Source organism: Nguyenibacter vanlangensis (genome assembly GCF_013376155.1).
Classification (GTDB): Bacteria; Pseudomonadota; Alphaproteobacteria; order Acetobacterales; family Acetobacteraceae; genus Gluconacetobacter; species Gluconacetobacter vanlangensis.
Genome location: NZ_JABXXP010000111.1, coordinates 1 through 7,152, shown reverse-complemented (window position 1 = coordinate 7,152; position 7,152 = coordinate 1). Strand labels below are relative to the sequence as shown.

7 protein-coding genes are annotated in these 7,152 nt (G+C 65.7%); 2 read left to right on the top strand and 5 right to left on the bottom strand.

Annotated elements, in window-relative coordinates; all coding sequences use genetic code 11:
- Together HUK84_RS07935 and HUK84_RS07930 are read left to right on the top strand one after the other, a co-directional pair.
- Positions 1–323, top strand: a 323-nt coding sequence (locus HUK84_RS07935; RefSeq protein ID WP_176639810.1) for a 5-(carboxyamino)imidazole ribonucleotide mutase, incomplete at its 5' end; no start/stop codon positions are given.
- Positions 320–1,462 (top strand): 5-(carboxyamino)imidazole ribonucleotide synthase, encoded by a 1,143-nt coding sequence (locus HUK84_RS07930; protein WP_176639809.1) that lies wholly within the window; start codon positions 320–322, stop codon positions 1,460–1,462. The genes HUK84_RS07935 and HUK84_RS07930, both read left to right, overlap by 4 nt.
- Before the next feature lie 34 nt (positions 1,463–1,496).
- Here HUK84_RS07930 and HUK84_RS07925 read toward each other — a convergent pair whose 3' ends face one another.
- The 5 genes from HUK84_RS07925 to HUK84_RS07905 all read right to left on the bottom strand — a co-directional run.
- Complete coding sequence (locus tag HUK84_RS07925; RefSeq protein WP_176639808.1) at positions 1,497–3,422, bottom strand: DUF2339 domain-containing protein; 1,926 nt, start codon at positions 3,420–3,422, stop codon at positions 1,497–1,499.
- Between the two features lie 2 nt (positions 3,423–3,424).
- Positions 3,425–4,912, bottom strand: a complete 1,488-nt coding sequence (locus tag HUK84_RS07920; protein WP_176639807.1) for an NAD(P)/FAD-dependent oxidoreductase — start codon at positions 4,910–4,912, stop codon at positions 3,425–3,427.
- A gap of 25 nt (positions 4,913–4,937) precedes the next feature.
- Positions 4,938–5,333, bottom strand: a complete 396-nt coding sequence (locus HUK84_RS07915; RefSeq protein ID WP_176639806.1) for a TadE/TadG family type IV pilus assembly protein — start codon at positions 5,331–5,333, stop codon at positions 4,938–4,940.
- Between the two features lie 20 nt (positions 5,334–5,353).
- The gene (locus tag HUK84_RS07910; protein ID WP_218064272.1) at positions 5,354–5,851 is read right to left on the bottom strand and encodes a TadE/TadG family type IV pilus assembly protein; all 498 of its coding nucleotides are present in this window, start codon (positions 5,849–5,851) and stop codon (positions 5,354–5,356) included.
- The coding region (locus HUK84_RS07905) for a DUF7305 domain-containing protein (protein WP_246285523.1) at positions 5,848–7,152 on the bottom strand (1,305 nt) is incomplete at its 5' end. The genes HUK84_RS07910 and HUK84_RS07905, both read right to left, overlap by 4 nt.

The following is a 7,152-nucleotide window of genomic DNA, read 5'->3' as shown; positions in this document are numbered from 1 at the left end:
CGGGACGCGGCCTGTCTGTCATCATCGCCGGCGCCGGGGGGGCCGCGCATCTACCCGGCATGTGCGCGGCCTGGACGCTGCTGCCGGTCCTGGGCGTGCCGGTGGAATCCCATGCGCTGAAGGGCATGGACAGCCTGCTGTCCATCGTCCAGATGCCCGGCGGCGTGCCGGTCGGCACGCTGGCGATCGGCAAGGCCGGGGCGACCAATGCGGCGCTGATGGCGGCATCGATCCTGGCGCTGGGCGATGCGGCCTTGTCCGCCCGGCTGGCCGCATGGCGGGCGGAGCAGACCCGGTCGGTGGCCGAGGCGCCGATCCGATGACCCTGCCCGCCGGTGCCCTACCCCCCAATTCCGTGCTGGGAATCGTCGGCGGCGGCCAGTTGGGCCGCATGTCGGCAATAGCTGCCGCACGGCTGGGATTCCGTGCCCATATCCTGACCGACGAACCGCAGGGGCCAGCCGCCCAGGTGGCCCATGCGGTGACGGTCGGCGCCTATGACGATGCCGATACGTTGCGCCGCTTCGCCGCGGCGGTGGACGTGGTGACGTTCGAGTTCGAAAATATCAGCGCCGACGGGCTGGAATTGCTGGCGGAACTGCGGCCGGTACGTCCGTCGGGCGATATTCTGCGCATCAGCCAGGACCGGATCGCCGAAAAGCGTTTCCTGGCGGACGCGGGGATTCCCGTGGCCCCCTGGGCGGAGATCCATGACGCGGGCGACCTGGATAGGGCCATCGGCGTGCTGGGCCTGCCCTTCATCCTGAAGACCACCCGGCTGGGTTATGACGGCAAGGGGCAATGCCGGGTGCAGGCTGCCGACGACGCACGCCCTGCCTTCGCGGCACTCGCCCCGCATCCGCTGGTCGGCGAGGCGATGATCGACTTCGCCTGCGAAATCAGCGTGATGGTCGCACGGGGCCTGGATGGCAGCGTCGTGACGTTCGACGTGACCGAGAACCGCCATCGCGACGGAATCCTGGATCTCAGCCTGGCCCCCGCGCGCGTGCCCGAAGCCGTAGCGGCACAGGCGCGCGCGATCGCGGTCCAGGTCGCCACCGCGCTGGATCTGGTGGGCCTGCTGGGGGTCGAGATGTTCGTGGACCGCGATGGCACGGTGCTGGTGAACGAGATCGCCCCGCGCCCGCACAATTCCGGCCATTGGACGATGGATGCCTGTCCGGTCGACCAGTTCGCGATGCATGTCCGTGCCGTGACCGGCCTGCCCTTGCCGCCCGCGATCCGCCATTCCGACGCGGCGATGAAAAACCTGGTCGGTCCGGACGACATGGCGTTATGGCCCGACATCGTCGCGACCCCGGGCCTGCTGCCGCATCTTTACGGCAAGGACGCGGCCCGGCCCGGCCGCAAGATGGGGCATGTCAATATCCTGTTTCCTCATGGCGCGCTGCCTGGGGAATTCGGCGTGCGGGCCTCGCTCGGCCCTCTCGCCCGCCGGTAAGGGCCTCCTGGAGGGTGTTGTGATCAGCGCGCCATTATCGCAATGCGTCGCAACGATAGATGAAAAACCGCGCGACGCTGATTTTCCGCCCCTGCTCGTTCGCCCATGGGAACGGCACGGGGGGCGTCCATGCGGCGCCGGGATCGTCGATCGCCTGGCGCGTCACGATCAGGGCCGAAAGGCCGGGTGACGCCGCGCAGACCATCGCGAGGTCGGCCCGGCGAAGCGGCAAGACGCGTTGGTTCTTGCCGAGGGTGCAATAGGGCGGCAGGTCGAAATCCAGCGTGTGGAGGCGGCTGAGCGTATCGAAACGCTGCCGAAACGCCGCTGCGGTCGCGCGGGAAAAGAGGATTCCGGCCCCTTGTTCGCATGAAAAATAGCTGCTGCGCCGCAATACCAGCCAGGGAACGGTGACGTCGCCATCCCAATAGACCGGGCCCTCCGGCGGGAGGAGGCGCGTCAGTGCCGGAGGAGCCTGGCCCTTGTCGATGAAGCGTTGCCAGGGCGTCGATTGATCCCAGTTCATCACGGTCAGCGGCGCCAATATGCCCGCCAGCACGGTCACGCCGATCCGGCCCCGGCGGGACGCCGATTCCCCGCGCACTTGCCACAGGCCCCAGAGTGCCAGCGTCGCCAGTCCGATACCGTACAACGGACGCCAGAACGGGTCCTGCGTGCGCATGACATAATGGAGGCCGAGCAGCGCGAAGGCGAGACAACAGGCGACGACCAGCCGCGCCAATATGCGGCAAAGGCCGGAAACCGGACGGCAATAACGATGCTCGTAAAGCGATAACAGGCAGGCGAGGATCGCCATGGGGGCCGCGGCAAACCCGGCGGCCGGGGCGAAGCTCGCAAGGATCAGCAACCCGTATGTGAAGCCCAGCACCGCCGGAACGCCGGTCGGATTCGCCCAGCCTGCCCTGATCACGCGTGCCCAGAGCATGCCGCCGAGCAGATAGACGACAAGATTCAGCAGCCATAGGGCGCGCCATGCCTGGATGTCGATGATCAGCACATTATGCAGCAGGTCCCCGCCCAACGCTGTCAGCGCGATCCCGCCCAGCGCGGCCATGGCGATCGCAGCCAGAAAACGCCGTTCCCGGCGCTGGGCATAACGCATCGCGGCAAGCAGGAGCGCGAAGCTGCCGACGAGCGGAAGCCAGTAGGTCGCCCCCCATTCCGTGATGAAGCACTGGGGGTCCAGGGTGCTGGCCGAGACCAGCCAGGCCCCGTCCATCCGGACCGTCAGCCGGACGAAGGGCTCGACACCCGAAAAGGCCAGGGCGATGACGATCGAAGCCGCGCCCGCCCCCGCCAGCCAGAGAACCGGACGGCGCATGGCGTGATAGAGAAAAAACGCAGCAATCGCCCCAGATGTCATCAATGGATGAATCGCGAGCGACAGGAGCAGAAGCAGGGCGGCCAGACCGTTGCGGCCACGCAGCATCGCCCCCAGGGCAAACAGGCTGACGGCTTCGGCAAACAGGCGGGGGGTCAGGATCGGCTCGCCCGGGCGGACCAACGTTCCGCCGCCGAACTGGATGGCGACCGCCGTCACGATGGCGGGTATCGCGGAGGCGCGATCGCGGAACAGGCCCGTCGCAAGCGTGGCCACCCCGCCCAGCCACAACAGGCACCCCAGCAGGCAGAACGCCAGGCTGCCGTACCCGACACCGAATGTATGCAGAAAAGGACTGTAGAGATAAGAAAAAGCCGAAAACCGGTCCTGCGACCCGTAATGCAGGAACAAATCGTCATTGAATCGCCCGGGCATCATGTGGCTGAGGGCTTGCAGGGTATAGAGCCGCGCATCCCCTATGATCCCGCCATAGGGACGGGCCGCGCCCCACAGGACGAGCACCAGCAGGACGACAAGGCACCCGCGCCACCAGTCGGGCCGGCCGGCGGCGTCGCGATCCGCCGTCACGCCGCTGGGCGGATCGGTCGCATCCGGCATGATCATCCGGCCAATGCGAGTTCGGGCGCCGCGGCGGGCTGGTCCGGCGGCTGGCGCGTTTCCTCGTGATACTCGGCGTCCTGGTTGACTTTCCAGGCGTCATAAAGCGCCTGTCCGGCCAGGATGTTGCGTGCCACCAATATCGCCGTCATCATCGCATGGTCCTGGTTGTTGTAGCGATGCATGCCGTTGCGACCGACCAGATGCAGGCCGGGGCATGCCGCGTCCAGGGCGGTGCGGATTGCCGCAACGCGTGCCTGGTATCCGTCGTCATAGATCGGATAGGCCTTGGGCTGGCGCACCACCGCTCCGTCCAGGATATCCTCGGGCCGGGCCAGCCCCAGCCGCACAAGCTCGTCGGTCGCGAGGGCGACCAGATCGGCATCCGGCATGCGCCACAACGAATCATGCTCGAAACAGAAATATTCCAGCCCGTAGCAGGCATGGCCGGGCAGCGGCACCATATCGGGCGACCATGATTTGAAATTCTGGATACGCCCCACCTGGACATCCGGATCGTGAATATAAATCCAGTTATCGTCGAACAGCCCCTCATTCTTCAGGATCAGGGCGACGACCAGGAAATCACGATAACGCAGCTCCCGTGCCGCGGCCAGGACCGCTGGCGGCAAAGGCGGCGTCACGATCGGCGCCAGATCGCGCATGGGCATGCTGGAAATGACATGATCGCAAACGAAGTCATGCGTCCGCCCCTGCTGATCGCATGCGGTGACGCGCCAGCGCCCGCCATCCAGCCGCTTCAGCGCACAGACACGCCGCCCCATCAGCACCTGGCCGCCCATCGCCTCGACCTTGCGCGCCGCCGCCTCCCACAGCATTCCGGGGCCGCGGCGGGGATAGCGGAACCGGTCGATCAGGGTCTTGATCACCTGCCCGCGCGGCCGGCGCGACGATTGGGGCCGCAGCGCGTGCCAGATCGCCTTGCCCAGCGACAGGCCCTTGATGCGCTGGGCCGCCCAATCGGCGGATATGTCGCGGCAAGCCATGCCCCAGACCTTTTCCGTATAGGTCCGGAAAAAGATTTCGAACAGGCGCCGTCCGAACTGGTTGGTGACCCATTCCTCGAAATTGCGTGGCGATGGGTTCGGACGCAGCCGCGCCCGAAGATAGGATGCGACACAGCGCGCCGCCTCGACGACGCCCAGCTTGGACAGCGCGTCCGCCGCCCGCAAGGGATAATCGAAGAGAGCCCTCTTGTAGTAGATACGCGATTTTCTGGGACGCTCCAGAAATCCTTCATCCAGGATTTCATCCCAGAGCGCCTCGATCTCGTCGGACTTCGAGAAGAAACGATGACCGCCGATGTCGAAGGCGAACCCCTTATAAGTCTCGGTCCGGGAGATCCCGCCCACATAATGGGGGTCCTGCTCCAGAACGGTCACGCGGATCCCGCCCCTGCCGAGCACGTAACCGGCGGTCAACCCCGCCGGACCGGCACCGATGCAGACGACTGACAGGGGGTCATTCATTCCTGTTTTCCTTGATCAGGCAGAGTCACGATGCGATCGGGTAGCAGGCCGATGCATGCAAGGTCACGGCGGACAGCGGCGGCGGCAGGTTAGCCCAATATTGCGATTGCAGCACGACCGTGACGAATTGCCCCGACGCCGTCGTCAGCCCGTTGCACTGATTGGCGTTGGCCGTGACGGTGACGCCGGAAAGCACATTCGGCAGGCCCCAGTCGGCGGCTTCGGCAGCCGCGAAACCGTCCGGATCGGCGGCGCAGGTTGCAAGCGCGACGCAGCGCGCCGTAAGCGCGGCCGTTACCTGCAGCGTATTGCGCGTCCAGCAGAGCAGGCCGATTTCGATCGTACCGACCAGCAGCGTGATGAAAATCGACCCGACGATCGCGAATTCGACGATCGCCGCACCGCGTCCATCACGCGCCACGCACCTTCGGCCTGGTCGCGTCATTGCAGCCTCACGGTCGCGTTCTCCCGCAACGTGGTCGATGCGAGCATGGCGAAGAACGGCATCAGCGGCGCATAGCTGTAGGATGCCGAAATCGTCATGTAGGTGCCGGGCATGGTCGTATCCGCACAAGGCGTGCCGGGTGTTCCCGCGGTCAGGGTCGTGACCGGCGGCGTGTTTCCCTGGCCGGACTGCACGCAATGCGTGCCGGGTGCGCTGACCGTCACGGTCAGGTTGGCCAGGCTGCTGGACGCCAGGACCGCGTTCCTGACATCCGCCGGCGAAACCGAACCGTTGTTTCCCGACGCATTCTGTTCCATGGCGAAGGCATAATTCGCCCCCCCTTCGACGGCCGCCGCCATCGCGATCCGGTCCCACAAGGCCAGCGGAAAATCGCTGACCCCGGCAAGGATGATCAGGAGCAAGGGGGCAGTCAGGGCGAACTCCACGGCCGCCACGCCGGCCCGTGCATGTCCCCGGGCGCGGCCCGGCATCATTGCACCAGGCTCGCGACGCCGGAAAAGTCATAGATCGGCGTCATGCCGGAGGCCTGGCAATTGCTGTCGGCAAACTGGCCGCCTCCGTTGAAGGTTACGGTAGAGGCGACGATATACAGGCAGTTCCCCGACGCGGAATTGCTGCCGTTGACGATCAGGTTCGCATTGGGGGCGTAAATCGAACCCGTCATACTGATGGCCGAACCGCCATTCAGTTGAAACGCGGAATTGGTCGAGCCGAACAATAATCCGGCCGTGCCCCCCGTGGCGGGAGCCGTCAGATTGACGTCGGCATTGCCGTTGATATTGACGTTGCCGTTGGTGATGATCGTAACGCCCGTGCCGGTCAGCGTCACGTTTCCATTCACGTTGAAATCCCCGTTAATGTAATAGATTCCGGGATTCAACGTATAGGTCCCGCCATTCAGCGACCATGAATAGGCGTCTCCAGCCGGTGGGGGATTGAGCGTGGTCTGGCCCTGCGGCAGTTGGATCGTCTTGGCCGGCAGGCTCAGTTGGCCTTTATAGAGGCTGGAATAGGGATCGCTCTCCTGCGGTGCGCCCTGCACGCATGTGACCGCCGAACAGGTGGAATTGCCGTTCTGCGTGATCGTGCCGCCGGCGATCAGATTTGATACATTGACGCTGGGCGTGCCGTTGATGGTCAGGGACCCGTTGGTGCGCAGGTCGCATCCCGGCATCTGAAGCGACGCGTTTCCGTTCAAAACGGTAAAGCTGACGCTGGACAATGCGAGGACGCAGGCAACGGCGCCGTTGCTGCGTTGCGCCAGCTTCGCCACCGCCCGGGCCGACACCGGCTGGGTGGCCGAGGACAGGAACAAACCGCTGAACATCCGCGGCACGGCCTGGGTGATGGAAACGGTGATCGTGGACGGCGCGGCGAATGTCACCGTCGCGGCATAGGCGCCATATATGTCGGTCAGCGTATCGGTTCCGGCGCCGCCGCGCGTCCCGGCCGGCAGGCCATTCAGTTCGGCCACCGTCGCCGCGGTGCCGAGCGCGTCGGACACCTGCTGACTGACCCCGTAGCGCATCGCACCGGCCACCGAGGCGAGATCGGCGGTACGCTGCAATTCCATGCGCGTCATCGCCCAGTAGCTGACGTCGATTCCCAGCCCCAGGATACCGATCAGCACCGGCAGCGCCAGCGCGACCAGCAGCGCGACCGCGCCACGTTGCGCCCCCGGGATCGGAAAGCTGCCACGGAACGCCGCGCCCCGCATGTTCAGGCCGCCATGTTCAAGGCAGAATCGCGGGGGGCCCAAGGCCCGAACGCGCGT